Raw genomic sequence first — 22388 nt, 5'->3', positions numbered from 1 at the left:
ACCACATAAGAGTATATCTAAAGTGTGTCAAAATAACAACATTTTTCCCTCTTTTCTTGACAAAGCAGACCTAAACATGTTAATTGACGAACCACAATAAATAGGGTAGGATAATTACTTGTGGAGAGGTGAAAGCAATGATTCAACCTATCATTGAATTCTGTATAAGCAATCTGGCAAATGGTGCACAAAGGGCACTTGAAAAATTACAAAAAGATCCTAACTTGGATATTATTGAATATGGATGTCTCGGATACTGCGGAAAATGTGCTGTCACACTTTACGCTCTTGTGAATGGTGAAGTAGTTACCGGGAATACACCAGATGAACTCGTAGACAACATTTATGAATATCTTGAAGAGAATCCGATGTTTTAATAAAAGCTGAAGCCCCTGGGCGCTGAAGCTAGATAAGTAAGAAAAGGGAGCATCGCCGCTCCCTTTTTATATAGCTATCATATGTTATTAGTAAGAATCTAATCAGTTGAGTCCTGGCTATCAAGTGATATACTATAGTAAACGCCTTAAAAGGGGGAGTCATGATGAGTAAAGATGTTGTTATTTTAACTGAAGCCGCGTCACTCCAAATTAAAGATATGATGAAGCATAATGAGGAAGAGGGTGCGCTTTTACGTGTCAGCGTAAAGGGCGGCGGATGCAGCGGCTTATCCTATGGAATGGGCTTTGACCATGAAGTAAACGAAGATGACCTTCATTTTGAACAGTATGGGATTCAAGTTCTCGTTGATAAAGAGAGTGCAGCGATTCTTCAAGGCACGAAAATAGATTATAAAGAATCAATGATGGGAGGAGGCTTTACCATCGAAAATCCTAATGCGATCGCATCTTGCGGCTGCGGTTCTTCGTTCCGAACAGCCTCTGCAACCGGAACACCAGAGGAATGTTAGACAAATAGCGCAAAAAATAAAAGGCGTCCAGAAGTGGGCGCCTTTACCTATTATTTATCAAACATAGAAGAACTGTGCAATGGCTGAACTTTTGCTTTTGGATCGATAAAGGATTTCGCATTATTGACAGCTGTTGGCGCTTCACCAAAGCCGCAAGCAATTAATTTCACTTTACCATCATATGTGCAAATGTCTCCTGCTGCATAAATTCCCGGTGTATTCGTTTCCATTTTGGAATTTACAACAATCGAGTTCTTTTCGATTTCCAGTCCCCATTCCTTGATTGGTCCAAGAGACGAAACAAAGCCGTAGTTACAGATAACAGCGTCGACATCAATCGTTTCTTGGCTTTCTCCGTTAACACTTCCAAGCACGACTTGCTTAATATTGCCATTTTCATCACCAATCAAATCAGCAGGAACATATGGTGTTTTTACATCTACTTTTGAATTATACAAGTTCTCCACACTATGTTCATGTGCACGGAATTTATCTCTGCGGTGAACAATTGTTACCTTTTTGGCAATTGGCTCCAGCATTAATGCCCAGTCAACGGCAGAATCGCCGCCGCCAAAAACAACCACTTTTTGACCGGCAAACTGATTTAAATCTTCAATAAAATAGTATAGATTTTTCTTCTCATATTGACCTGCACTTTCAAGCTCTAAACGGCGCGGTTGGAATGCCCCATTCCCTGCCGTAATAATAATCGTTTTTGAATAATGCACTTCTGAATTTGTCGTTAATTTAAATGTTCCATCCTCTTGTCGTTCTAACTTTTCAACAGATTGCTCAAGAGCAACAGCTGGTTCAAACTTAGCCATTTGTTCTTTTAAATTATTTATCAATTCTTGTGCGCGGATTTTGGGAAAACCAGCAACATCATAAATATATTTTTCCGGATAAAGCGCTGACAATTGACCGCCTAGCTGTGGCAAGCTTTCAATGATTTTCACCGATGCTTGTCTCATTCCTCCGTAAAAGGCAGTAAATAGACCGGTAGGGCCGCCACCGATGATGGTAATGTCATAAACTTTTTGATTCTCTTGCACTCCGTATCCCCCCAATAGTAGTAACAAACTCCACTCACTATAATATCACAAAATAAAAGAAACCTCACATCTTTATAGGTAATTCTTCATATTGGAAAAAAATTAAATAATCAATATAAACGTAATGAAATGTCAATGTTGCCAATATTCTTAAGTTAAATAATTTATATATATCACTTGAAAATAGAGGAGAAGTAGCATATGATGTAATGTGGATATATTGTTAAGATTTTGTGACGAAAAAGGCAAATTTTAATGAACGATTGGGAAGTTAATTCTACTTTTTTTATTTGTATAATACAATGATATCTCTGTCGTTTTCTGTATGCTTTTCTATTTGGAAATTTCTTCGAACCCATTCGTGAATTATCTCACATACATTTTTCGGCAGTGCAAAATAAAAATGGTCTTAGCAGTGGATGATAAGAAAAAGAGAATTTACTAAAAATATTAAAAAAGGTGGAAGTGATCACTTTGAGAAAGCCAAAAATTGTTATTATCGGTGCTGGTTATGGCGGTCTTATGACCACAGTGCGGTTGCAAAAGTTAATCGGAGTAAATGAAGCAGATATTGTATTAATTAATAAAAATGACTACCATTACGAAACCACTTGGTTACATGAGGCATCAGCTGGTACGCTCCATCACGATAAGGTTCGCTATGATATTCGTGATGTGATTGACCGCAGTAAGGTTGATTTTGTTCAAGATACCGTGGTCGAGATTGATAAAGAAGGAAAAAAGGTAATTTTAGAAAAAGGTGAAGTCGAATATGACTACCTTGTGATTGCTCTTGGCGGCGAACCGGAAACATTCGGCATCAAAGGATTAAAGGAATACGCATTTGGAATCACCAATGTGAATTCATCCCGTCAATTGCGTGAGCACATCGAATATCAATTTGCTACCTATAATATGGAAGAAGAGAAAAACGATAATCGTTTGGTCCTTGTTGTTGGCGGTGCTGGCTTTACTGGAATTGAATTCCTTGGTGAATTAACGAACAGAATCCCTGAATTATGTCATGAATATGATGTCGATTATCATAAAGTGAAAATTATTTGTGTTGAAGCAGCACCAACCGTACTTCCTGGTTTCGATCCGGAATTAGTAAATTATGCGGTTTCCCAGCTTGAACGTAAAGGCGTGGAATTCTTAATCGGAACAGCGATTAAGGAGTGTACTCCAGACAGTATCATTGTTGGAAAAGCTGAGGAAGAACCACGTGAAATTAAAGCCGGCACTGTAGTGTGGGCAGCAGGGGTACGTGGTAACTCGATTATTGAAAAATCAGGTTTTGAAGCAATGAGAGGCCGTGTTAAAGTACAGCCAGATCTCCGCGTTCCCGGATTTGACGATGTTTTCATTATTGGTGACAGTTCGCTTGTTATTAATGAAGAAATCAATCGCCCATATCCTCCGACCGCTCAAATTGCCATGCAGCAAGGCGAGGTTGTTGCCCGCAATATCGCTGCGTTGATTCGTAATAAAACAGAGTTAGAGACGTTTACGTTTGATAATAAAGGTACGGTTTGCTCCTTAGGTGAAGATGATGCTATCGGTGTTGTTTTTGGTAAAAAAATAACCGGAGCAAAAGCTTCCTTTATGAAGAAAGTGGTCGATAACCGCTCTCTTTTCATGATCGGCGGAGTGGGTCTAGTCGTGAAAAAAGGGAAATTTAAGATTTTTTAAGCTAGATTATGCAAAAAGGACGGGAGATTCCCAGTCCTTTTTGTTTTTTAAAAATTTTTTTGTAATTTTTAGAAATTAAAGTAACGCTTCGATAATGAAAGAAAACTTATAATGTATCCGCTTTCCTTCGTGAATTTGCGCATTTTTAGCTCTTTTCTTTTTCCAAAATCCTTGATATTATCAGAATATTAAGTTAATAAAATGAGGGGATGATGGAAATGAAAGGGCAGGGTTTGGATACTAAAAATTGTGATTATTGTTCAGGAACGGGCTATTTCCAATTGGTGCTTGGAGGATCAGAAACTTGTTCCTGCTGCGGGGGCTCAGGAAAGAAAAAGGATTAATGAAACAGTTATAACTGCTTCTTCGAATTGATTTCGAGAGGCTATTTTTTTTTGCAAAAAGCAGTTAATATTGACTCCCCTTTCGACATTAAGTACACTATTTGTTGATGGATAAAGGGGGAATTTCAATGCAAATGAGCATTGTGGTCTTAATTATATCGATTGTCCTATTTTTTGTGCTGTTTTTTGGAATTGGCTTTATCTTAAATATGCTGTTAAGAATGTCATGGGTTATGGCGATAGTTTATCCTATAGTTGCGATTTTAATCGTGGATAAAGTAAGTTTTAGTGAATATTTTACAAACAGTAAAACATCCTTTATTGAACTCGGGCAACGGTTCAGCTCATTAGCGACGGCCGATATCCTCATTTTGGCGAGCGGATTTGCCGGTGCCATCGCAGCAGGTTTAACAATCAAACTGTTACGAAAAAACGGCTATCAAATGTTTTAAGACTTGTTCCCTTTTGGGTAATGAGTCTTTTTTTTATTTTTGAACAAATTTCTTTCCTCCTTTTTTGAATAATTCCCTGTAGCTTGGGAATGAATATTTTGGGAGGAGTGAAAATTTCAATGAATCATTTAAAAAATTGGACAAAGCGGTTTGCGATGGTCTGCCTCTTCATGATGGCATTATTCGCAACCTTCCAATCCATTTCTGGGGTCAATGCCCAATTGCTCATTAGCCATATTACAGCGCTGGTTTCGGCAAACAAAACTGTTTCCGGAACACAACCCTCATTAGAGGAGTCGATTGATTGGTCTAAGTATCCTAAACATACGGTTACGGCTACGGGCTATACAGCGGGAATTGAATCGACTGGAAAAACCAAAGGTCATCCGGAGTATGGAATCACCTACTCGGGTGTAAAAGTGAAGCGTGATTTATTTTCGACGGTTGCTGCAGATTTAACTGTTTTTCCGATTGGTACCATCCTGTTTATCCCAGGATACGGCTATGGAGTGGTTGCTGATAAAGGGGGGGCAATTAAGGGTGACAGACTGGACCTTTATTATGAAACCGTTGAAGATGTATATAATAAATGGGGTAAAAGAAATTTGGATGTTTATGTAGTGGAAAAAGGAAATGGAAAACTATCAGAGGAAACACTTAAAGCGTTAAATGAAGATAAAGCGATGCAGGTCTTTCGTCAACAGTATATTAGCTCAGAAAAAAGGTAAAAAACAGGTCGTGTGCCTGTTTTTTATTTTGACGCGAGCATTTAGATACAGTTTCCCTTAAAATAGAAATGAATCATTGTGAGGGGACGGGATATCATGGATGAACAGTACCCAATCGAATACTATGAGTTTTTTGTCAGCTTTAATGAAGGGGACTACTATACTTGCCACGATTTATTGGAAGAAATGTGGATGACCGATAAAGATAATTTATTTTTAAAGGGACTTCTGCAAATGAGTGTGGCGATTTACCATTATGAGTACGGAAATATAAAAGGCGCGAGGTTGATGATGCAAACAGCCCATGACTACCTGCAAGCCTACCGCCCGAAGTTTTGGGGATTAGATTTAGAAAGGGTCTATCCTTTCATTGAACAATGCCTTAGCCTTTTTCCGAAAAAAATTGATCGGGTTGCGTTTGAAGAGGTGGGAGATTTGCCAAAGCTCCCTCATTTGCTGTTGTATTTGGAGAGTAATTAGATTATCGAAATAAATGGGACTTTTCGATATAATAAAACTTGAATATCACGGAGGTGAAGGGAAATGTTTGAGGTTAAAAAAGATTTTAAATTAGCAAATGTACATGAGGGATTGGTTATCGGTCTGTTTGATAAAGCGGAGAAATTTGCCGGGTCACTTGCAAAACTGGATGCCGAGTTTGACGGGCAGCTTACAGAGCTAGTCAAATCAGGGGATATTTCAGCAAAGTTAAAAAGTATTAGCAAGGTACATAGCTTTGGCAAAATCGGTTCAAAACGCGTTTGGTTTGTCGGTCTTGGAAAAGAAAAGGACATAACCTTTGAGAAGCTGAAAGAGGCGTTTGGTAAGCTGTTTAAGAACGTTACAGCAAGTAAGCTTGAGGAAACAGCCATTTATTTAGATTCCTTTATTACAGAAGAACTCGATGGTTTTGATGCCGCCCATGCCCTAAGTGAGGCTTGGGCGCTTTCAACCTACCAATTTGAAGGCTATAAGCAGAAATCAAATGAACCGGAGAAAAGGCTGGAGCACCTTAACGTTTATAGTGAAATGTTTGCTGAAGACGATGTGCAAGTGTCTCTATCCGTTGGCTATGCCTTTGGGAAGGCGGCAAATTCGGCTCGGACACTTGTCAACACTCCTGGAAATATGCTAACAGCAACAGATATGGCCAACTATGCAAGAGAACTAGGCGCTAAGTATGATTTTGAAGTTGAAATTTTAGAAAAAGCTGAGATAGAAAAGCTCGGAATGGGTGCGTTCCTTGCGGTCAATCAGGGTTCCTCAGAGCCACCTAAGATGATTGTACTGAAATATCAGGGGAAAGATGAATGGAAAGATGTCATCGGTCTGGTCGGAAAAGGAATCACCTTTGATACGGGCGGTTACTCGATTAAAACAAAAGCGGGAATTGTCGGAATGAAAACGGACATGGGCGGAGCTGCAGCTGTTCTTGGTGCGATGGAAATTATCGGCGAGACTCGGCCAGAGCAAAATGTCGTTGCCGTTATTCCGTCTACCGACAATATGATCAGTGGAGGCGCATTTAAGCCCGATGATGTTATCACATCGATGAGTGGGAAAACGATTGAAGTATTAAACACCGATGCTGAAGGACGGCTTGTGTTAGCGGATGCGGTTACCTATGCGAAGCATCACGGGGCGGATTATTTAGTCGATGTGGCAACCTTAACAGGCGGCGTCATTACTGCACTCGGTTTGCATACCACTGGAGCGATGACCAATCATGAATCATTGTATGAACAGGTTTTGGAGGCTTCGATGGAAGCGGGCGAGCAAATGTGGCTATTGCCATTATTTGAGAGTGAAAAAGAGCGGGTTCGAAACAGTAAAGTGGCCGATTTAAATAACTCTCCTGGAAGCGAAGGCCATGCGCTTGTCGCTGGCGCTTTCATTGGTGAATTTGCCGAGGGAACTCCATGGGTTCATTTAGATATCGCCGGGACAGCTGTCACTTCAAAAGCATATGACCTTGGTCCTGCAGGGGCGACAGGCGTCATGACCCGTACACTTGCCCTCTTTGTTGAACGGTTTGAACCAATAAAAGAATAATGTTGTGCCTCCGGACTTATTCCGGAGGTTTTCTGTTTGAATGCCCACTCAAACCACCTTCTTTTCGCATATGAAATAGTGTAGGCAAGTATCGCAGAAAAAGGAGGTAATGCGGCATGTACCCATATCGAAGTGCATACCCGGTACATGATCAAAGATTTATCGGTTTTCTAGGTTGGCCATTGGCCATTGGAGGGCTTAGCTTTTTAGGCGGTCTATTGGGAGGGGGGATAGGTGCTTCTTTTGCATCTCGCCCATTTTACGGCTATCCCGTATATGGCTACCCTCCACCTGGCTATCCTCCGATGGGCTATCCAGGGTATTATTAATAACAAAGTTAAAAACAGCTCTTGTGGCTGTTTTTTTCTAATAAAAGGCTTTAATTAAAAGGATATTCAAGTAAAAAGAAGAATAGGTAAAAGGTGAGGTCAATATACATAACGGAGGGATAGGAATGATTAAAGATACATTAATTGAAGCACTCGGAATTGAGGTTACCCATGTGGAGGAAGGGAAAGTCATTGCTACTATGCCAGTCGACGGCCGAACAAAGCAACCATTCGGTTTACTGCACGGCGGTGCCTCTGTTGCTCTTGCTGAGACGGTTGCAAGTGTTGGCGCCTATGAGTTGGTTAATAAAGAAACAGAAGCTGTTGCGGGACTTGAGATCAACGCTAATCATGTCCGCCCTAAAACAGACGGGATAGTTAAGGCAGTTGGCACGGTGCTTCATCAAGGGAAATCAACAATGGTTTGGGATATCAAAATTACCGATGAGACAGACCGCCTTATCTGTGTTTCGCGCTGCACAATGGCCGTCATTCAATTGAGAAAATAACGATTATTTAAGACCCGGGTGGGGGAAATATCCTCCACTTTTTTAGCCGATAGGAAAGTATAACTTTCCAATCAGGCATAAGTGCAACTACGCCTCTGTCTTCGCCCTAACGGTCTCGCCAGTCGGCGAGTTTTCTTAGATATTATTGAAAAATTTAAAAAATTTCTTTCCAATTCATGTTATAATTTAATAAATAAAAAAATAGCCAAATAGCACAATTTTTTGTACAGGTTTCTTTATATAATGGAATAAGAAGTAAAAAGTAAAGGTGGTGAAATGATGAAGGCAAGGCGGCAATATTTATTTATTGATTTTGAGTTTACGATGCCTGAACGAAATATTCGAATGAAGGAGTTTTTCCCGGAAATAATCGAGGTCGGAATTGTTGCGGTTGTCGACGATCAGGTTACCGAGCAATTTTCATCCTTTGTTACTCCACGTAAATTTCTGAAACTATCAGAACGCTGTAAATCATTCTTACATATTTCACAGCAGCAGGTTGACAAAGGGATGTCGATTTATGAATTAATTAAAAAGTTAGAGGAATTCAATAAAGATCAGTATGAGACGTCCATTGTTACTTGGGGAAATATGGATATGAAGGTACTAAGGCATAATTGCTTAGTAGCGGGCGTTGCTTTTCCATTTAATAACGCCAAAGAGATCGATTTATCAATGGAGTATAAACGGTTTTTTGGGGACCAAAATCAAACAGGCTTGTGGAAGGCAGTACAGGAATATGGAAAAGAGGGGACAGGCAGACATCACCGAGCACTCGATGATGCCTTGACTACCTATAATATATTTAAACTCGTTGAAAAGGATAAACGCTATTTAGAAAAGCCAGAACCAACAACGATTGGTGATCGAATTGACTTTTCCAAGCTATTAAATGAATTCGCATAAAAGGCCAAATCACTATAAATGATTTGGCCTTTTATGTTAATTAAATTTATAATCTTTCTCCAGTGTTTTAAGTGCATTTAGGCTCATTTCAGCCCATTGCGATCCGGTCACCGTCAGTTCAGCTTTCATTTTTTCAACAGCCTGCTTTAAGGATTCCTGATAGTCAGGGATTTCATTCTCGAATTGTTTGACCATTTGTTTTGGAATATTGGCCTGCTCCCGAAAGCTGAGGGCACGTCTTTCGTGAAAAAAAAGTACATCTGCATCTTTAGGGCTGTGCAAATCGCCCTGCATTGGATGTTTAACGACCGCTAGGACTCTGACTAAATAATGCTGCGGGCGTACCTCGGTTATTTCTCCAATATATTTACCTGTCTTATAGATTCCTGTGACCCTTTCACCAACCTGCAATTCCGCCAACAAAACCACTCCTGTCTGAAATTTTTCTACTATTGTTTCTTTCATTTTAATATGAAATAGTCTAAATTAAAAACATAGTGCAAAAAATTTTTATTTCGATTAAAGTGGAAAAATGGAGGGATGATATATTATGAGAAAGAAATGGCAAATACTATTTGCATTATTGACAATTGTTTTCGTCTTGACAGCATGTGGGACAAGCTCGAAGAAGGAAGAGGCAAAACCAAAAACTGCTGCGCCAAAAACAGAACAGAAGGAAGGGGACAAAGAAGTGAGCAATGGAGTCTATCCTCAGCTTTCCACAGAAGTATCCGAAAATGAGAAACTCGTTGAAATGGAAACATCGATGGGAAACATTAAAATTAAATTATTCCCTGAATATGCACCAAAGGCAGTGGAGAACTTTGTAAAGCATAGTGAAGATGGATATTATGACGGACTCCTATTTCATCGAGTCATTAAAGATTTCATGATTCAAGGCGGGGACCCGAATGGCAACGGCACAGGCGGTGAGAGCATTTGGGGAAAACCATTTGAAGACGAATTCTCGAGAAATCTTTATAATCTGCGCGGTGCCTTGTCAATGGCTAATTCGGGTTCAAATACAAACGGAAGCCAGTTTTTCATCGTCCAAAGTACCAGCCTTGATCCTTCGATGAAGTCACAAATGGAGCAGGCAGGATTCCCTAAGGAAATTATTGAGGCATATGATGAGAATGGCGGAACTCCATGGCTTGACCACAAGCATACTGTTTTTGGCCAAGTGATTGAGGGAATGGATATCGTTGATAAGATTGCAGACACGCCAGTAGGTGCGCAAGATAAACCGGAACAAGATGTCATCATTAAAAAGATTAAAGTGTTAAAATAAGCGGGCGGTCTCGGAATGATTCATTGGTAGGAAGCATTATTTCTTGCTATAATTATAAATTGAGCAGTTCCTTTAAAGAAAGGGAGAAGAAAAATGTTCCTACCATCCGTACTTTCCTTGTTTCTATACTTTCCGGAAGATAAATCTGAGTATATTCCAGCTGTTATCAGCCTAACAATCTTTATGATTGCTGCTGTTTTCACGATGCGCTTCATCATAAAATATTCAAAACGTGAGGCACAAAAGGCGAAGGAATTGGAAGAACAATTAAAAAATCAAGAACAAACACCAAAGAACAGTTAACAAGAAGCTGTTCTTTTTTTTGTCCTTCGACCTTAACGGAATAGGTGAAGGGGCATTGGTCCATACTAAAGGCAAATTGTCTTTAGTGGGGGGAATAGAGATGAAGAAAAGCTGGATGATGATTCCACTGATTTTGCTATCTGGATGTATGGAAAAGAATGTGAAAAAGATCGATGTGGAAATGTTTAATGCTGTTGGTGATTCACTCGGGACGGTAGAACTGGCTGAACAGTCCAGCGGTATCAAGATGACGGTAAATTTGAAGGGACTGCCACCTGGCGAACATGCGATACATATTCATGAAAAGGGAAAATGCCTGGCACCAGATTTCAAGTCTGCGGGGAACCATTTTAATCCTGAAAAAAAGGAGCATGGACTTCTGCATCCAAAAGGTGCCCATGCCGGTGACTTGCCGAATTTAATTGTTGGCGATGACGGCTCCGTTAAGGCGGATTTAATGGCACCCAATGTCACCTTGAAAGACGGGAAAAAATCGGTTTTAACAAAAGAAGGCACATCGATTGTCGTAGACGAAACAAAGGATGACGGCATGACCCAGCCCGCAGGAGACTCAGGCAAGCGAATTGCCTGTGGTGAAATCTCCAAAGATAAAAATAAAGCAGGCCAACAGCGGAAAGCTCAGGATGAAAATAAATAGGAACGAAAAGGCTGTCTCCAATGGGATAGTCTATTTTTTTATTTTATCAGAATTTATATCGCATCTATGGGTAAAAATCTAAGCTTATCCAATTAGGGAGACATACACTATCTTGAGACTTTTAGGAGGCGATATCATGACAGAACGACAATTTCCGGGCGGATTCCCAGGACAATTTGGCCAACAAATGGGCTACCCCCAAATGACGGGTGGATATCCACAAATGGGAGGCTATCCACAAATGGGTGGATATCCGCAAACAGGCTATCCACAAATGGGAGGGTATCCGCACACAGGTTATCCTCATATGGGGGGATACCCACAATATGGGCATTATCACCATGGTGGCTATCCAGGAATGACTGGTTATCCACATACAGGTTACCCTCAAGGTATGGGCGGAATGCCACAAGCTGGACAAGGTCAAATGCCGAGAAAAGAAAACAAGTAAGTATTACCTGTCATGCCGGCTGCTCCTTCGAATGAAGGAGCAGTTTTTAACTTTTTACGCCTTTCCTTGATTTATCTTATTTTTTTCAAGAAAATAGAATGAAAGAATACTGGAGACAAATAGGAGTGCACAGACAATGGAAAACAAATTATATTATCAGGATGCTTACATAACTACTTTTACAGCGAAGGTGGATAAACAAGAAAAGGATCATTCAGGGAAATGGTATGTGGTGTTAAATCAAACTGCCTTCTATCCAACTGGCGGCGGACAGCCCCACGATCTGGGTACGATCGAAAATATAAAGGTCGTAAATGTGGAAGAAATCGAGGGGGAAATTCGGCATTACCTTGAAGGGCAATTAACGAACATCAATAATGTAAGGGGGGTGCTTGATTGGCAACGGCGCTTTGATCATATGCAGCAGCATGCCGGCCAGCATATCCTTTCTGCGGCGTTCGAAGAATTACTCGATTATAAGACAGTCGGCTTTCACTTAGGTGAAGAAATCGTAACGATTGATTTAGCGACTGAGACATTGTCTGAACAGGATGTAAAGCGTGTAGAGGACCTCGCGAATCAAATTATTTTGGAAAACCGGCCGATTGAAACAAAATGGGTAACAGAAGATGAGCTATCCCACTATTCATTACGAAAAGAAACAAAGGTGAAAGATAATATCAGGCTGGTGATGATTCCTGACTTCGATTATAACGGCTGCGGCGGGACACATCCGAAGGTGACGGGCGAGGTAAGGGCAATTAAAATATTGGAATGGGAACGGCAAAGGAAAAACATCCGTGTCCAATTTGTCTGCGGCGAGCGGGTCTTAAAACAGTTTGACCAAAAACAAAAAATGCTGCTTGAGTTAACAAAGCTCTTAAATGCCCCAGAATCAGGAATGATTCATGCTGTCAGCCGGCTTGTTGAGCAGGGAAAGGCATTGGAGAAGGAACTGGATCATAACCAACAACAATTACTTACATTTGAAGCAAGAGAATTACTTGCGAAAAATGAGAACGGGCTTGTGTGTGAAGTGTTTCAAAATCGGACGATTCAAGCGCTTCAGAAGCTAGCTCGAATCATCATCGCCGAAGATGACAAAACAATGGTTTTCTTTGTTTCCGAAAATGAAAATCGTCTCCAGCTCGTTTGTGCGCGGGGACAAGCCCGGACGGAAAATATGAAATCAGTGCTTGGAGCGGCTCTCCCACTAATAAATGGTAAGGGCGGCGGGAATGACTCTTTTGCCCAAGGCGGCGGTGAAGCACTAATGACAGGCCGGGAAATGCTCGAGCGTTTTCTGGAACTAGAAATGAAGATAACGCTGGGCAAATAACAGACCATGTTCACTGGATTGCCTTTTTTAAAATGGAAATGGTTCAACAAAGTGGAGTTTAATTAATTTTCATATATAATAAAGCTAAGTTGATTTTTTAACACCATGAAGGGATGATTTAGAGTGGAAAAACAACAAGTTGGAGTCGTGGGTGTTGGAGTAATGGGAAGAAGTTTGGCCTTAAATTTTGAAAGCAAAGGCTTCCCAGTTTCTGTGTACGACCTATCAGCAGAGAAAGTAAATGAAGTTGTCGAAAATAATAAAGGGAAAAAGTTAGTTGGCACGACAAATATTGTAGATTTTGTGCAATCGTTAGAAAGTCCGCGAAAAATATTATTAATGGTGAATGCCGGAGCCATTACCGATAAAGCAATTGAATCCCTGCTGCCTCATTTAGATAAAGGCGATATCCTAATTGATGGCGGAAACAGCTTCTATCAAGATACAATCCGAAGAAATAAGGAACTTGCTGAAAAGGGAATTCTATTTATCGGTGCCGGAGTTTCGGGAGGAGAAGAAGGGGCGCTGACAGGCCCGTCAATCATGCCAAGCGGGCAAAAGGAAGCGTACGATGCTGTCGGCCCGTTGTTAACGGCTATCTCTGCTAAGGTAAATGGAGATCCATGCTGTACATATATTGGTCCAAATGGGGCCGGGCACTATGTGAAAATGGTACATAACGGCATTGAGTATAGTGATATGCAGTTAATTTGCGAGTCCTATCATTTAATGAGAGATCTGCTTGGTTTGTCTGTTGAAGAACTTCATGAAGTGTTTAAAGAATGGAATCAAGGGGAGCTTGACAGCTATTTAATTGAAATAACGGCCGATATTTTTACAAAAATAGATTCAGAAACAGGGAAGCCGTTAGTGGATGTCATTCTTGATACAGCCGGGCAAAAAGGGACTGGAAAATGGACAAGTCAAAGTTCACTTGATTTAGGTGTTCCGCTGTCGATTATTACAGAATCTGTTTTCTCCCGCTTTTTATCGGCGATGAAGGATGAACGCGTGCGTGCAAGCAAGGTATTAAGGGGCCCGGCTGCGAATGAATTTGCCGGCGATAAGCAAGAGTTTATTGAGCTGATTCGAAAAACCTTGTATCTAAGTAAGATTATTTCTTATGCACAAGGCTTTGCACAATTGAAAAAGGCTTCGGAAGAATATGATTGGAACTTAAAACCGGGAGAAATTGCGATGATTTTCCGCGGCGGCTGTATTATTCGGGCAGCCTTCCTGCAAAATATTAAGGAAGCCTACGACCGTAATCCAGACTTAGACAATTTATTAATGGATTCCTATTTTCAAGCAATTGTTGCCGACTATCAGGATGCCGCAAGAGAAGTAGTATCCATTGCGATTAAAGCAGGCATACCGGTGCCTGGTCTTTCCAGCGCACTTGCTTATTATGACAGCTACCGCTCAGAGGTTCTGCCTGCCAACTTACTCCAAGCCCAAAGAGACTATTTCGGAGCCCATACGTATCAAAGGGTGGACCGGGAAGGAACCTTCCATACCGAATGGCTGGAAAAATAATCAAAAAGACGAGCTAGCTCGTCTTTTTTCATGGTTTCGGGTCACATAGAACCACTCTATGTGACCGTTTTGTATGATAGAATATTTTCATCAAATGTAACAATAATAGGAGCTAAAATATATGCGAAAAGAAATTCAAACTAATTTGCAATATGTTGATGTTTTAAATGAATGGGATCCCTTTCAACTGAAAAACGGCAGCTATGAAACGGAAATTGCTGATGTGATTCAGGCGCTGCATGAACTGAATGATTGTCCAAAGCTGGCCAAGAGAATCCAAACCATTTATGAATTTTCATTTGAAAAACTGATTCCACTCCATGACTGTGTGAAAATTGCGGCTGAATTATTAGCCATCAAAGAGAACGAAACTTGTTCTATTTAATGCAAAGGCTGTGTTAAAGCACAATGTTGATTGGAGTGGAAGGCGCGAGACTCCTGCGGGAGCAGCGGGACAGGTGAGACCCCGCAGGCGCTTTAGCGCCGAGGAGGCTCACCGCCCGCCCCGCGGAAAGCGAAGCGCCTGGAATGGAAATCAACATTCACTTTTAACACAGCCAATGCAAAAAAAGTGAACATACCCATTTGGGCTGTCCACTTCAAAAAAGGGGGAATACTAGAAAGCATTATGATATAAGGTTTTCCACATTTTTATGGTTCTATACAAAAGAATGAAGAAAAAATAAAAAAAGCGGTACAATTTACCGCTTTTAAGCTAAAGTGACTTTTTCAAATATGGTCCGTAGAAGTGGAGGATGTATGAACCTGATTGTACTTCAATAACTCAGATGCAGGGATATCTAGAACAGTAGACAATTTCATGATTGTCTGAGTGCTTGGAATTTGTTCCCCAGATTCATATTTCTCGATCGTATGTGTTCCCACTCTAACCTTTTGAGCCAGCTCCTGCTGGGTCATTTTTAGCATTTCACGGGAAGTTTTAATGGTGTGGCCGATTGAATTCATACTGGTCACCTCTCTTAGAAAGGATACTTACTCACTATTAGTATATCATTGGATAGTTGGGTTTTTTTATTCGTTCTGTGAATAATTTGTTAAGAAACTCTGACAATTTTTCTGGTTCAAATGAGGAGAACTTATTTTGGATGCGATAAGCTTTTTTGCCTAAAGCTATATATTGTGATATAATCTTTTAATGCGTATATAAGGGATTAATAATTCATTTACTTAGGAGTGTTTACATGACAGAAAAGATTGAAACAGGAAGTATATTAACCGGTAAAGTTACAGGAATTCAACCATATGGTGCATTCGTTGCCTTAGATGAAAATACACAGGGACTTGTGCATATTTCAGAAATCACGCACGGCTATGTGAAGGATATCAATGAACATCTTAAAGTGGGCGATGAAGTACAGGTTAAGGTATTATCAGTGGATGAAGGTGCAGGAAAAATTGGTCTTTCAATTCGGGCCACAGAAGAAGCCCCAGTTCAACAAGTAACTAAAGCTAAAAAGCCGCGTAAGCGCCAAGCAGCAGCAATTATTCCTGAGGCTGAAGGCCAGCAAGGATTTAATACATTAAAAGATAAGCTTCAAGAGTGGATTGACCAGTCACAGCGGGAAGATTTAATTAAAAAGTAATATTTCTAAAAGCCTTGGCCCTGCAATTTATTGTAGGTTGCCCCAGGCTTTTTTATTTTTGAAATAAAAAGGGTTCATTCTTTTTTCAGGCTCGGCTACAATAGAATTGTACATAACATTTAAGAAGTGTTGGATTGGGCGATTAAGCGGATTAACAAAGTATTAGGATGAAAAATAACTAGGGGTGCCAAAATGGGGACTACTGATGGAGATGACAAGAAACAAGAGATGTTAAACCTTCTTACATCAACACAGATCGTTATTCATGATGCGTTAAATAAACTGGGCTACAACGAGGAGATGTATCATTTATTAGCAGAACCTATTCGGACATTTTGTGTCAGGATTCCTGTCCGGATGGATGACGGCTCTACAAAAATCTTCACCGGGTTCAGGGCCCAGCATAATGATGCGGTTGGACCGACAATGGGCGGTGTTCGCTTTCATCCGCGGATCAATGTTGATGAAATAATGGCGTTATCGATGTGGATGAGTCTAAAATGCGGCATTGCGGATTTACCTTTCGGTGGAGGAAAGGGCGGAATTATCTGTAACCCGCGCACCATGTCATTTGGTGAGCTTGAACGTTTAAGCCGCGGCTATGTCCGATCTATCAGCCAAATTGTTGGACCAGTCAAGGATATCCCGGCACCGGATATGTATACAAACTCGCAGATTATGGCCTGGATGCTGGATGAATACAGCTCTCTACGTCAAAACGACTCCCCAGGCTTTATCACAGGGAAGCCGCTCGTGCTTGGAGGCTCTGAGGGCCGGGAAAAAGCAGGGGCTAAGGGTGTAACCATTTGTATCGAAGAAGCGGCAAAAAAGCGCGGAATTCAGTTGAAAGGTGCGCGTGTGATCATCCAAGGCTTTGGAAATGCCGGCGGCTACATCGCTAAATTTCTCCATGATTCAGGAGGGATAATAGTTGGGATTTCAGATGTGTATGGAGCAATTTATCATCCAGATGGCTTGGATATTAATTATTTGCTCGACCGCCGTGACAGCTTTGGTACAGTGACCACATTATTTGAGGGTGCGATAACGAATCAAGAATTGCTTGAGCACGACTGTGATATTTTAGTACCGGCTGCTGTTTCTAACCAAATTACCGCCGAAAATGCAGGCAGCATCAAAGCAAGAATTGTAACGGAAGCAGCAAACGGTCCGACGACGCTGGAAGCGACCAAAATTCTCACAGAACGCGGGATTTTGTTGGTCCCCGATGTGCTTGCCGGTGCGGGCGGCGTCACCGTTTCCTATTTCGAGTGGGTTCAAAATAACCAAGGATATTATTGGACGGAAGAGGAAATAGCCGTGAAATTACGAGAAAGGCTCGTCAAATCATTCAATGATGTTTATGACTTGGCCGAATCCCGCAATATCAGCATGCGGTTAGCCGCATACATGGTTGGTGTTAGAAAAATGGCAGAGGCCTCCTTATTTCGAGGCTGGGCTTAATTGAAATCCTTGCATCATTGATGCGGGGGTTTTTTAAATATGAAATCATGATTTTTGCAAAACAATTTCAAATACATAATAATGAAAAGTGAAAAGGATGGTGTTTATTTTGCAAAATTTCACTTTTTTGAATCCCACTAAATTGATTTTTGGAAAAGACCAGCTCGAGCAATTGAAAAAAGAAGTTTCTTTTTACGGGAAAAAGGTTTTGCTTGTTTATGGCGGCGGCAGTATTAAACGAAGCGGTCTTTATGATCAGGTTATCGGACTTTTGGGGGAAATCGGTGCCGAAGTGTTTGAACTGTCCGGGGTTGAGCCAAATCCGCGCATTTCTACGGCCCGCAAAGGGGTAGAAATCTGTAAACAAGAAGGAATTGAATTCCTTCTAGCCGTTGGCGGTGGAAGTGTCATCGATTGTACTAAATTAATCGCAGCGGGTGCGAAATATGATGGGGATGCCTGGGATTTAGTCGTAAAAAAAGCGTTCGCTTATGATGCGCTGCCTTTTGGCACCGTGTTGACACTTGCTGCAACTGGTTCAGAAATGAATGCCGGCTCGGTCATTACGAATTGGGAAACAAACGAAAAATACGGCTGGGGAAGCGCTGTGACATTTCCGAAATTCTCTATTTTAGATCCCGTTAATACGTTCACAGTCCCAAGAAACCAAACGATTTATGGAATCGTCGATATGATGTCGCATGTGCTTGAACACTATTTTCACCTCGAAGAGAATACCGATTTTCAGGACCGTATGTGTGAATCATTGCTCACCACCGTGATGGAAACGGCGCCTAAATTACTGGCAGACCTTGAAAACTATCAACACCGGGCAACGATTCTTTACAGCGGCACGATGGCGTTAAACGGGATTTTAAATATGGGTTATCGCGGCGATTGGGCGACTCATAACCTAGAGCACGCAGTATCCGCAGTCTACGACATCCCGCATGGCGGCGGTCTTGCTATTTTATTCCCGCACTGGATGGAGCATAACTTAAGCATCAAACCAGAACGTTTTCAGCAGTTAGCGGTCAGAGTCTTTGGAGTTGACCCTAAAGGGAAAAGTGCGGAAGAAGCAGGTCGTGAAGGAATTAGCAAATTACGAGAATTCTGGAACAGCATCGAGGCGCCAGCTCGGTTAGCGGATTATGATATTGATGACCAGAAGCTTGCGTTGATGGCCGATCGGGCAATGGCAAACGGCGAATTTGGGAATTTTAAAAAGCTGAATCGTGAGGATTGTTTAGCAATTTATCGGGCTTCGTTATAAAAGAAAAAAATTTGTCTAAAATGGGTTCGCTTTCATGAGTTGACCTTTCTTGATATTCCGTCCGTCTTTCGATAAAGTGGTAGTGAAAATAAATTTATGGAGGATCATACATGACACACGTTCGTTTTGATTACTCGAAAGCCCTTACTTTCTTTGGGGAACATGAACTTACATATTTACGAGATGCTGTTAAGGTTGCCCATCATTCTTTACATGAGCAAACAGGCGCAGGGAGCGACTTTTTAGGTTGGATTGACCTGCCAACAAACTATGACAAAGAAGAATTCTCACGCATTCAAAAGTCAGCTGAAAAAATCAAAGCTGATTCCGATGTTCTCCTTGTGATTGGGATTGGCGGTTCCTATCTAGGGGCAAGAGCGGCGATTGAAATGCTGCAGCATAGCTTCTATAATGCCCTTCCGAAAGAAAAACGGAAAACGCCGCAAATCATTTTTGTCGGCAACAATATTAGCTCATCTTATATGAGTGATGTAATCGACCTCCTTGATGGCAAGGATTTCTCCATCAACGTCATCTCGAAATCAGGGACGACAACAGAACCAGCGATTGCCTTCCGGATTTTCCGCAAGCTGCTTGAGGAAAAATACGGCGTAAAGGAAGCGCGCAAACGAATTTATGCGACAACAGACAAAGCAAGAGGTGCCTTAAAAACATTATCCAACGAAGAAGGCTACGAAACCTTTGTGATTGCCGATGATATCGGCGGCCGATACTCGGTTTTAACAGCTGTTGGATTACTGCCAATTGCTGTTAGCGGTGCAGACATTGAAAAAATGATGACGGGGGCTGCAAAGGCCCAAGAAGACTTCGGTCATTCAGAGCTTGAAGATAACCTCGCCTACCAATATGCGGCTGTTAGAAATGCGCTCTATAATAAAGGCAAAACCATCGAAATGCTGATTAACTATGAGCCAGGCCTGCAGTATTTTTCAGAATGGTGGAAGCAGCTGTTCGGAGAAAGCGAAGGCAAAGATCAAAAAGGTATTTTCCCAGCTTCAGCCAACTTCTCGACAGACCTTCATTCGCTTGGTCAATATGTTCAAGAAGGACGGCGCGATTTGTTTGAAACGATTATCAAGGTTGAAAAGCCCCGCCGTGAGCTAACGATTGAAGCAGTTGAAACAGACTTGGATGGTCTCAATTATCTAGCCGGAAAATCGCTAGACTTTGTAAACAATAAAGCATTTGAAGGAACGATGCTTGCCCATACCGATGGCGGCGTGCCAAACCTCATTGTTACGATTCCAGCGATGGATGAATATACATTTGGCTACCTTGCCTACTTCTTTGAAAAAGCCTGTGCGATGAGCGGCTACCTGCTTGGTGTCAACCCATTCGATCAGCCAGGCGTTGAGGCCTATAAGGTTAATATGTTTGCGTTATTAGGAAAACCTGGGTTTGAAGAAAAGAAAGCAGAATTAGAAAAACGCTTGTAGAAAAACTAAAAAAGAGTGCTGATATGAAAATTATCAGCACTCTTTTATTTAAATATTAATAACTGGTCGTTTTCTTCAACTGTAAATGAATGAACAGGATTAAGTATGGTATCCTCGCCTCTTTTAATGCCAATTAGGAGGAAGCCCTGATTTAACAACCTCTGGCATACTTCCCCAAAACTTTTTCCAATGTCCTTTTCCTTCGCCATAAAAGACGACAATCTGCTATCCTGTAACTGATGGACAACGTTTGATAACAGCCCGTCACCATTTGAATGCAAACTGTTGACCATAAAGACACTTGTCAATTTATTGGACTGAATTACTTCGTCTGCTCCTGCTCTAAAGGCGTTAATTACCTGCTCCGCCGTTAAAATTTCCACAATGCATTTTACCTGTGTGCATAAGCCTTTAATCGTCAGCAGCGTTAAAATGCTATTCATGTCCGCCTGGAGTTCATCATTTCCCCGGTCAGCGGTAATCAGCACCTTCTCGGCATGCTGGATATCACTTTTGAGAATCGTTTCATCTACATGCCCTTTCCCCTGGATAAAATGAACAAATCTCGATTTAACCGGATTTGCTTCGAGCGTTTCGTCTATTAAGACAATCATTTGCGGGAAGTTAACGCATGTCAGCTTATGAATTAACTCTCTTGATCGCTCGTTCCAGCCGATAATAATGATATGGCCTGTTCCTTTAAAGGGGATTCTGCCTTCAGAAAAGGCATCTTGTTTGGTAACGGCAGCCGCTGCTAAGGTCCCAAAATAGGAGGAGACAAAACCGACTCCGAGCAAGATTAATACGAGCGCTGTAAGCCTGCCTAGGAAAGAGCGGGGGACATAATCACCGTAGCCCACCGTCGAGGCAGTGATAATTGCCCACCAAATGCCATCGAAAATCGATGGAAAGGTTTCAGGCTCTAAAAGGTGAATGGAAATGCCAAATGATAGAAATACCAGAAGGGCAATGACTAAGATACGGACTAGGAGCGGCAATCGTAAAAAGCTAATATAAACTCTGTTTGGCACGACCGACACCTCTTTCTACTACCACCTATTATGGACGAAAAAGTTCCATTTGATAATTAGGAATTGGTATATTTTAACCAGTACATTATTCACTATATGTTCTAATGTTCTTCTAATAACTACTTGCTTTCCATTGTGAAAACTTATAAATTATGGTTAATAACATGTTTATAATTATAACTAGAAAAGAGGGTTGGAGACATGGGTATTGGTATGAACACACTTCTATCAACGATTGAAAAAACAAGGCTGGAAATGATTCATTTAGCCCATCTTTATGGTTATTCTAATCCAAATGTTGTCCAATGCAGCCAAAAACTCGATTCCCTGTTAAATGTTTATGATAAAAAAAATGAAAAACGTTAAATAAAATATAGTAAAAAACCTTCCAAATAATTTGGAAGGTTTTTTGTTACTCCTCATCCGCGTCCTCAACCCGGTAGCTCAACATAATATAGGCGTATTTTGATTTTTGGTTTAGCTGTTCCTCGGTGAGTTTGGGCAGGCTTGATTCCTCAATGGTTTCCATCTGATCCGGCTGATCGCGAATTGAGCGTATCATTCGCTCGTGTGATGTTTCCCATTCTCTTCCCGTCAAGGTTGGCAGACTAATCATTAAATTCACTTGCTTATCAAAGTCGGGCTTTCCTTTTTTTAATTCTGATTGAAGAAGCTTCAGGCCAGGCTGGAGCAGATTCATGATTTCCTCCATAACGGTGCCATGATGTTCCTTTAACAATGCGTCATCAAGCTCAAAACTATGGCCGGCAGCATGCGTCCGCTTATAGTATTTTTCAATTAAATTTCCCTGCTGGCGGGTTTCAACCAGCTCTAGCAGGCCTGCTTCCTCGAGCTTTTTTACATGGTAATATAACCGCGATGGTTTCTCATTCAATTCCTCGGCAATTTGACCGACTGTAACCGGTTCTTTTGCAATGTCCAAGATTCCTCTTTTTCTAACATCTAACAACATTTTAGCTATTTCAATATCAACAATTTTTTTCACAAAA

General features: G+C 41.2%; 28 protein-coding genes. 23 read left to right on the top strand and 5 right to left on the bottom strand.

Annotated elements, in window-relative coordinates; all coding sequences use genetic code 11:
• Positions 1 to 137: 137 nt before the first annotated feature.
• Positions 138 to 377, top strand: coding sequence for a YuzB family protein (locus ACFVSW_RS06765; RefSeq protein WP_387313832.1), 240 nt, complete (start codon positions 138 to 140; stop codon positions 375 to 377).
• Positions 378 to 541: 164 nt separating this feature from the next.
• A complete protein-coding gene (gene erpA, locus ACFVSW_RS06760; protein ID WP_387313829.1) occupies positions 542 to 907 on the top strand; it encodes an iron-sulfur cluster insertion protein ErpA in 366 nt (121 codons plus the stop codon).
• Positions 908 to 957: 50 nt separating this feature from the next.
• Here the strand turns inward: erpA and ACFVSW_RS06755 are convergent, their stop codons facing one another.
• Positions 958 to 1959, bottom strand: coding sequence for an NAD(P)/FAD-dependent oxidoreductase (locus ACFVSW_RS06755; RefSeq protein WP_387313826.1), 1002 nt, complete (start codon positions 1957 to 1959; stop codon positions 958 to 960).
• Between the two features lie 474 nt (positions 1960 to 2433).
• On the opposite strand from ACFVSW_RS06755, the gene ACFVSW_RS06750 reads away from it, so the two are divergent.
• From ACFVSW_RS06750 to kapD, 9 genes are all read left to right on the top strand, one after another.
• On the top strand, positions 2434 to 3651 hold the full coding sequence (locus ACFVSW_RS06750; RefSeq protein ID WP_387313823.1) for an NAD(P)/FAD-dependent oxidoreductase: 1218 nt from the start codon (positions 2434 to 2436) through the stop codon (positions 3649 to 3651).
• Positions 3652 to 3869: 218 nt separating this feature from the next.
• Complete coding sequence (locus tag ACFVSW_RS06745) at positions 3870 to 3995, top strand: YuiA family protein (protein ID WP_387313820.1); 126 nt, start codon at positions 3870 to 3872, stop codon at positions 3993 to 3995.
• Between the two features lie 128 nt (positions 3996 to 4123).
• A complete protein-coding gene (locus ACFVSW_RS06740; RefSeq protein ID WP_387313817.1) occupies positions 4124 to 4447 on the top strand; it encodes a YuiB family protein in 324 nt (107 codons plus the stop codon).
• Between the two features lie 119 nt (positions 4448 to 4566).
• Positions 4567 to 5175 (top strand): 3D domain-containing protein, encoded by a 609-nt coding sequence (locus ACFVSW_RS06735; RefSeq protein WP_387313815.1) that lies wholly within the window; start codon positions 4567 to 4569, stop codon positions 5173 to 5175.
• Positions 5176 to 5271: 96 nt separating this feature from the next.
• On the top strand, positions 5272 to 5655 hold the full coding sequence (locus ACFVSW_RS06730; protein WP_387313812.1) for a DUF309 domain-containing protein: 384 nt from the start codon (positions 5272 to 5274) through the stop codon (positions 5653 to 5655).
• A gap of 63 nt (positions 5656 to 5718) precedes the next feature.
• Complete coding sequence (locus tag ACFVSW_RS06725; protein WP_387313810.1) at positions 5719 to 7227, top strand: leucyl aminopeptidase; 1509 nt, start codon at positions 5719 to 5721, stop codon at positions 7225 to 7227.
• A 116-nt stretch (positions 7228 to 7343) separates the two neighbouring features.
• Positions 7344 to 7556, top strand: a complete 213-nt coding sequence (locus ACFVSW_RS06720; protein ID WP_387313807.1) for a hypothetical protein — start codon at positions 7344 to 7346, stop codon at positions 7554 to 7556.
• A 125-nt stretch (positions 7557 to 7681) separates the two neighbouring features.
• Complete coding sequence (locus tag ACFVSW_RS06715) at positions 7682 to 8065, top strand: hotdog fold thioesterase (RefSeq protein ID WP_387313804.1); 384 nt, start codon at positions 7682 to 7684, stop codon at positions 8063 to 8065.
• Positions 8066 to 8344: 279 nt separating this feature from the next.
• A complete protein-coding gene (kapD, locus tag ACFVSW_RS06710) occupies positions 8345 to 8971 on the top strand; it encodes a 3'-5' exonuclease KapD (protein ID WP_387313802.1) in 627 nt (208 codons plus the stop codon).
• 36 nt (positions 8972 to 9007) lie between these two features.
• Here kapD and kapB read toward each other — a convergent pair whose 3' ends face one another.
• Positions 9008 to 9391 carry a kinase-associated lipoprotein KapB gene (gene kapB / locus ACFVSW_RS06705; RefSeq protein WP_387313800.1) on the bottom strand — a complete coding sequence of 128 codons (384 nt, stop codon included), beginning with the start codon at positions 9389 to 9391 and terminating at the stop codon, positions 9008 to 9010.
• Between the two features lie 130 nt (positions 9392 to 9521).
• On the opposite strand from kapB, the gene ACFVSW_RS06700 reads away from it, so the two are divergent.
• From ACFVSW_RS06700 to ACFVSW_RS06670, 7 genes are all read left to right on the top strand, one after another.
• Positions 9522 to 10262 (top strand): peptidylprolyl isomerase, encoded by a 741-nt coding sequence (locus ACFVSW_RS06700; RefSeq protein WP_387313797.1) that lies wholly within the window; start codon positions 9522 to 9524, stop codon positions 10260 to 10262.
• 93 nt (positions 10263 to 10355) lie between these two features.
• Complete coding sequence (locus ACFVSW_RS06695; RefSeq protein WP_387313795.1) at positions 10356 to 10565, top strand: hypothetical protein; 210 nt, start codon at positions 10356 to 10358, stop codon at positions 10563 to 10565.
• A 100-nt stretch (positions 10566 to 10665) separates the two neighbouring features.
• Positions 10666 to 11223 (top strand): superoxide dismutase family protein, encoded by a 558-nt coding sequence (locus ACFVSW_RS06690; protein ID WP_387313793.1) that lies wholly within the window; start codon positions 10666 to 10668, stop codon positions 11221 to 11223.
• Positions 11224 to 11359: 136 nt separating this feature from the next.
• On the top strand, positions 11360 to 11674 hold the full coding sequence (locus tag ACFVSW_RS06685; RefSeq protein ID WP_387313791.1) for a spore coat protein: 315 nt from the start codon (positions 11360 to 11362) through the stop codon (positions 11672 to 11674).
• A gap of 136 nt (positions 11675 to 11810) precedes the next feature.
• Positions 11811 to 13013: an alanyl-tRNA editing protein gene (locus ACFVSW_RS06680; RefSeq protein ID WP_387313789.1), complete on the top strand. Its 1203-nt coding sequence runs from the start codon at positions 11811 to 11813 to the stop codon at positions 13011 to 13013.
• A 123-nt stretch (positions 13014 to 13136) separates the two neighbouring features.
• Complete coding sequence (gene gndA, locus ACFVSW_RS06675; RefSeq protein ID WP_387313786.1) at positions 13137 to 14549, top strand: NADP-dependent phosphogluconate dehydrogenase; 1413 nt, start codon at positions 13137 to 13139, stop codon at positions 14547 to 14549.
• Positions 14550 to 14670: 121 nt separating this feature from the next.
• A complete protein-coding gene (locus tag ACFVSW_RS06670; protein WP_387313783.1) occupies positions 14671 to 14934 on the top strand; it encodes a DUF1871 family protein in 264 nt (87 codons plus the stop codon).
• 344 nt (positions 14935 to 15278) lie between these two features.
• Here ACFVSW_RS06670 and ACFVSW_RS06665 read toward each other — a convergent pair whose 3' ends face one another.
• On the bottom strand, positions 15279 to 15515 hold the full coding sequence (locus ACFVSW_RS06665) for a helix-turn-helix domain-containing protein (protein WP_387313781.1): 237 nt from the start codon (positions 15513 to 15515) through the stop codon (positions 15279 to 15281).
• A 236-nt stretch (positions 15516 to 15751) separates the two neighbouring features.
• On the opposite strand from ACFVSW_RS06665, the gene yugI reads away from it, so the two are divergent.
• The 4 genes from yugI (at position 15752) to ACFVSW_RS06645 (ending at position 20347) form a co-directional block, all read left to right on the top strand.
• Positions 15752 to 16153 (top strand): S1 domain-containing post-transcriptional regulator GSP13, encoded by a 402-nt coding sequence (gene yugI, locus ACFVSW_RS06660; protein WP_387313779.1) that lies wholly within the window; start codon positions 15752 to 15754, stop codon positions 16151 to 16153.
• A 192-nt stretch (positions 16154 to 16345) separates the two neighbouring features.
• Positions 16346 to 17617 (top strand): Glu/Leu/Phe/Val family dehydrogenase, encoded by a 1272-nt coding sequence (locus tag ACFVSW_RS06655; protein WP_387313777.1) that lies wholly within the window; start codon positions 16346 to 16348, stop codon positions 17615 to 17617.
• Between the two features lie 109 nt (positions 17618 to 17726).
• Positions 17727 to 18890, top strand: coding sequence for an iron-containing alcohol dehydrogenase (locus tag ACFVSW_RS06650; protein ID WP_387313775.1), 1164 nt, complete (start codon positions 17727 to 17729; stop codon positions 18888 to 18890).
• Positions 18891 to 19000: 110 nt separating this feature from the next.
• Positions 19001 to 20347 carry a glucose-6-phosphate isomerase gene (locus tag ACFVSW_RS06645; protein WP_387313773.1) on the top strand — a complete coding sequence of 449 codons (1347 nt, stop codon included), beginning with the start codon at positions 19001 to 19003 and terminating at the stop codon, positions 20345 to 20347.
• Positions 20348 to 20391: 44 nt separating this feature from the next.
• Here the strand turns inward: ACFVSW_RS06645 and ACFVSW_RS06640 are convergent, their stop codons facing one another.
• A complete protein-coding gene (locus tag ACFVSW_RS06640; RefSeq protein WP_387313771.1) occupies positions 20392 to 21378 on the bottom strand; it encodes a potassium channel family protein in 987 nt (328 codons plus the stop codon).
• Between the two features lie 201 nt (positions 21379 to 21579).
• On the opposite strand from ACFVSW_RS06640, the gene ACFVSW_RS06635 reads away from it, so the two are divergent.
• The gene (locus tag ACFVSW_RS06635; RefSeq protein WP_387313769.1) at positions 21580 to 21744 is read left to right on the top strand and encodes a Spo0E family sporulation regulatory protein-aspartic acid phosphatase; all 165 of its coding nucleotides are present in this window, start codon (positions 21580 to 21582) and stop codon (positions 21742 to 21744) included.
• 46 nt (positions 21745 to 21790) lie between these two features.
• On the opposite strand, the gene ACFVSW_RS06630 is transcribed toward ACFVSW_RS06635, so the two are convergent.
• Positions 21791 to 22384 carry a helix-turn-helix domain-containing protein gene (locus tag ACFVSW_RS06630; protein ID WP_387313767.1) on the bottom strand — a complete coding sequence of 198 codons (594 nt, stop codon included), beginning with the start codon at positions 22382 to 22384 and terminating at the stop codon, positions 21791 to 21793.
• Positions 22385 to 22388 lie beyond the last annotated feature (4 nt).

The organism is Neobacillus sp. NPDC058068, assembly GCF_042885335.1.
GTDB lineage: Bacteria > Bacillota > Bacilli > Bacillales > Cytobacillaceae > Neobacillus.
The sequence above is the reverse complement of the archived record's forward strand: the minus strand, read 5'-3'. Positions and strand labels throughout refer to the sequence as shown.

What these genes read in the sequence shown, in the direction of transcription:
- ACFVSW_RS06765 (WP_387313832.1), top strand. Translation starts at nt 138, where the DNA reads ATGATTCAACCTATCATTGAATTCTGTATAAGCAATCTGGCAAATGGT.
- erpA (WP_387313829.1), top strand. Translation starts at nt 542, where the DNA reads ATGAGTAAAGATGTTGTTATTTTAACTGAAGCCGCGTCACTCCAAATT.
- ACFVSW_RS06745 (WP_387313820.1), top strand. Translation starts at nt 3,870, where the DNA reads ATGAAAGGGCAGGGTTTGGATACTAAAAATTGTGATTATTGTTCAGGA.
- ACFVSW_RS06740 (WP_387313817.1), top strand. Translation starts at nt 4,124, where the DNA reads ATGCAAATGAGCATTGTGGTCTTAATTATATCGATTGTCCTATTTTTT.
- ACFVSW_RS06735 (WP_387313815.1), top strand. Translation starts at nt 4,567, where the DNA reads ATGAATCATTTAAAAAATTGGACAAAGCGGTTTGCGATGGTCTGCCTC.
- ACFVSW_RS06730 (WP_387313812.1), top strand. Translation starts at nt 5,272, where the DNA reads ATGGATGAACAGTACCCAATCGAATACTATGAGTTTTTTGTCAGCTTT.
- ACFVSW_RS06725 (WP_387313810.1), top strand. Translation starts at nt 5,719, where the DNA reads ATGTTTGAGGTTAAAAAAGATTTTAAATTAGCAAATGTACATGAGGGA.
- ACFVSW_RS06720 (WP_387313807.1), top strand. Translation starts at nt 7,344, where the DNA reads ATGTACCCATATCGAAGTGCATACCCGGTACATGATCAAAGATTTATC.
- ACFVSW_RS06715 (WP_387313804.1), top strand. Translation starts at nt 7,682, where the DNA reads ATGATTAAAGATACATTAATTGAAGCACTCGGAATTGAGGTTACCCAT.
- kapD (WP_387313802.1), top strand. Translation starts at nt 8,345, where the DNA reads ATGAAGGCAAGGCGGCAATATTTATTTATTGATTTTGAGTTTACGATG.
- ACFVSW_RS06700 (WP_387313797.1), top strand. Translation starts at nt 9,522, where the DNA reads ATGAGAAAGAAATGGCAAATACTATTTGCATTATTGACAATTGTTTTC.
- ACFVSW_RS06695 (WP_387313795.1), top strand. Translation starts at nt 10,356, where the DNA reads ATGTTCCTACCATCCGTACTTTCCTTGTTTCTATACTTTCCGGAAGAT.
- ACFVSW_RS06690 (WP_387313793.1), top strand. Translation starts at nt 10,666, where the DNA reads ATGAAGAAAAGCTGGATGATGATTCCACTGATTTTGCTATCTGGATGT.
- ACFVSW_RS06685 (WP_387313791.1), top strand. Translation starts at nt 11,360, where the DNA reads ATGACAGAACGACAATTTCCGGGCGGATTCCCAGGACAATTTGGCCAA.
- ACFVSW_RS06680 (WP_387313789.1), top strand. Translation starts at nt 11,811, where the DNA reads ATGGAAAACAAATTATATTATCAGGATGCTTACATAACTACTTTTACA.
- ACFVSW_RS06670 (WP_387313783.1), top strand. Translation starts at nt 14,671, where the DNA reads ATGCGAAAAGAAATTCAAACTAATTTGCAATATGTTGATGTTTTAAAT.
- ACFVSW_RS06665 (WP_387313781.1), bottom strand. Translation starts at nt 15,515, where the DNA reads ATGAATTCAATCGGCCACACCATTAAAACTTCCCGTGAAATGCTAAAA.
- yugI (WP_387313779.1), top strand. Translation starts at nt 15,752, where the DNA reads ATGACAGAAAAGATTGAAACAGGAAGTATATTAACCGGTAAAGTTACA.
- ACFVSW_RS06655 (WP_387313777.1), top strand. Translation starts at nt 16,346, where the DNA reads ATGGGGACTACTGATGGAGATGACAAGAAACAAGAGATGTTAAACCTT.
- ACFVSW_RS06645 (WP_387313773.1), top strand. Translation starts at nt 19,001, where the DNA reads ATGACACACGTTCGTTTTGATTACTCGAAAGCCCTTACTTTCTTTGGG.
- ACFVSW_RS06635 (WP_387313769.1), top strand. Translation starts at nt 21,580, where the DNA reads ATGGGTATTGGTATGAACACACTTCTATCAACGATTGAAAAAACAAGG.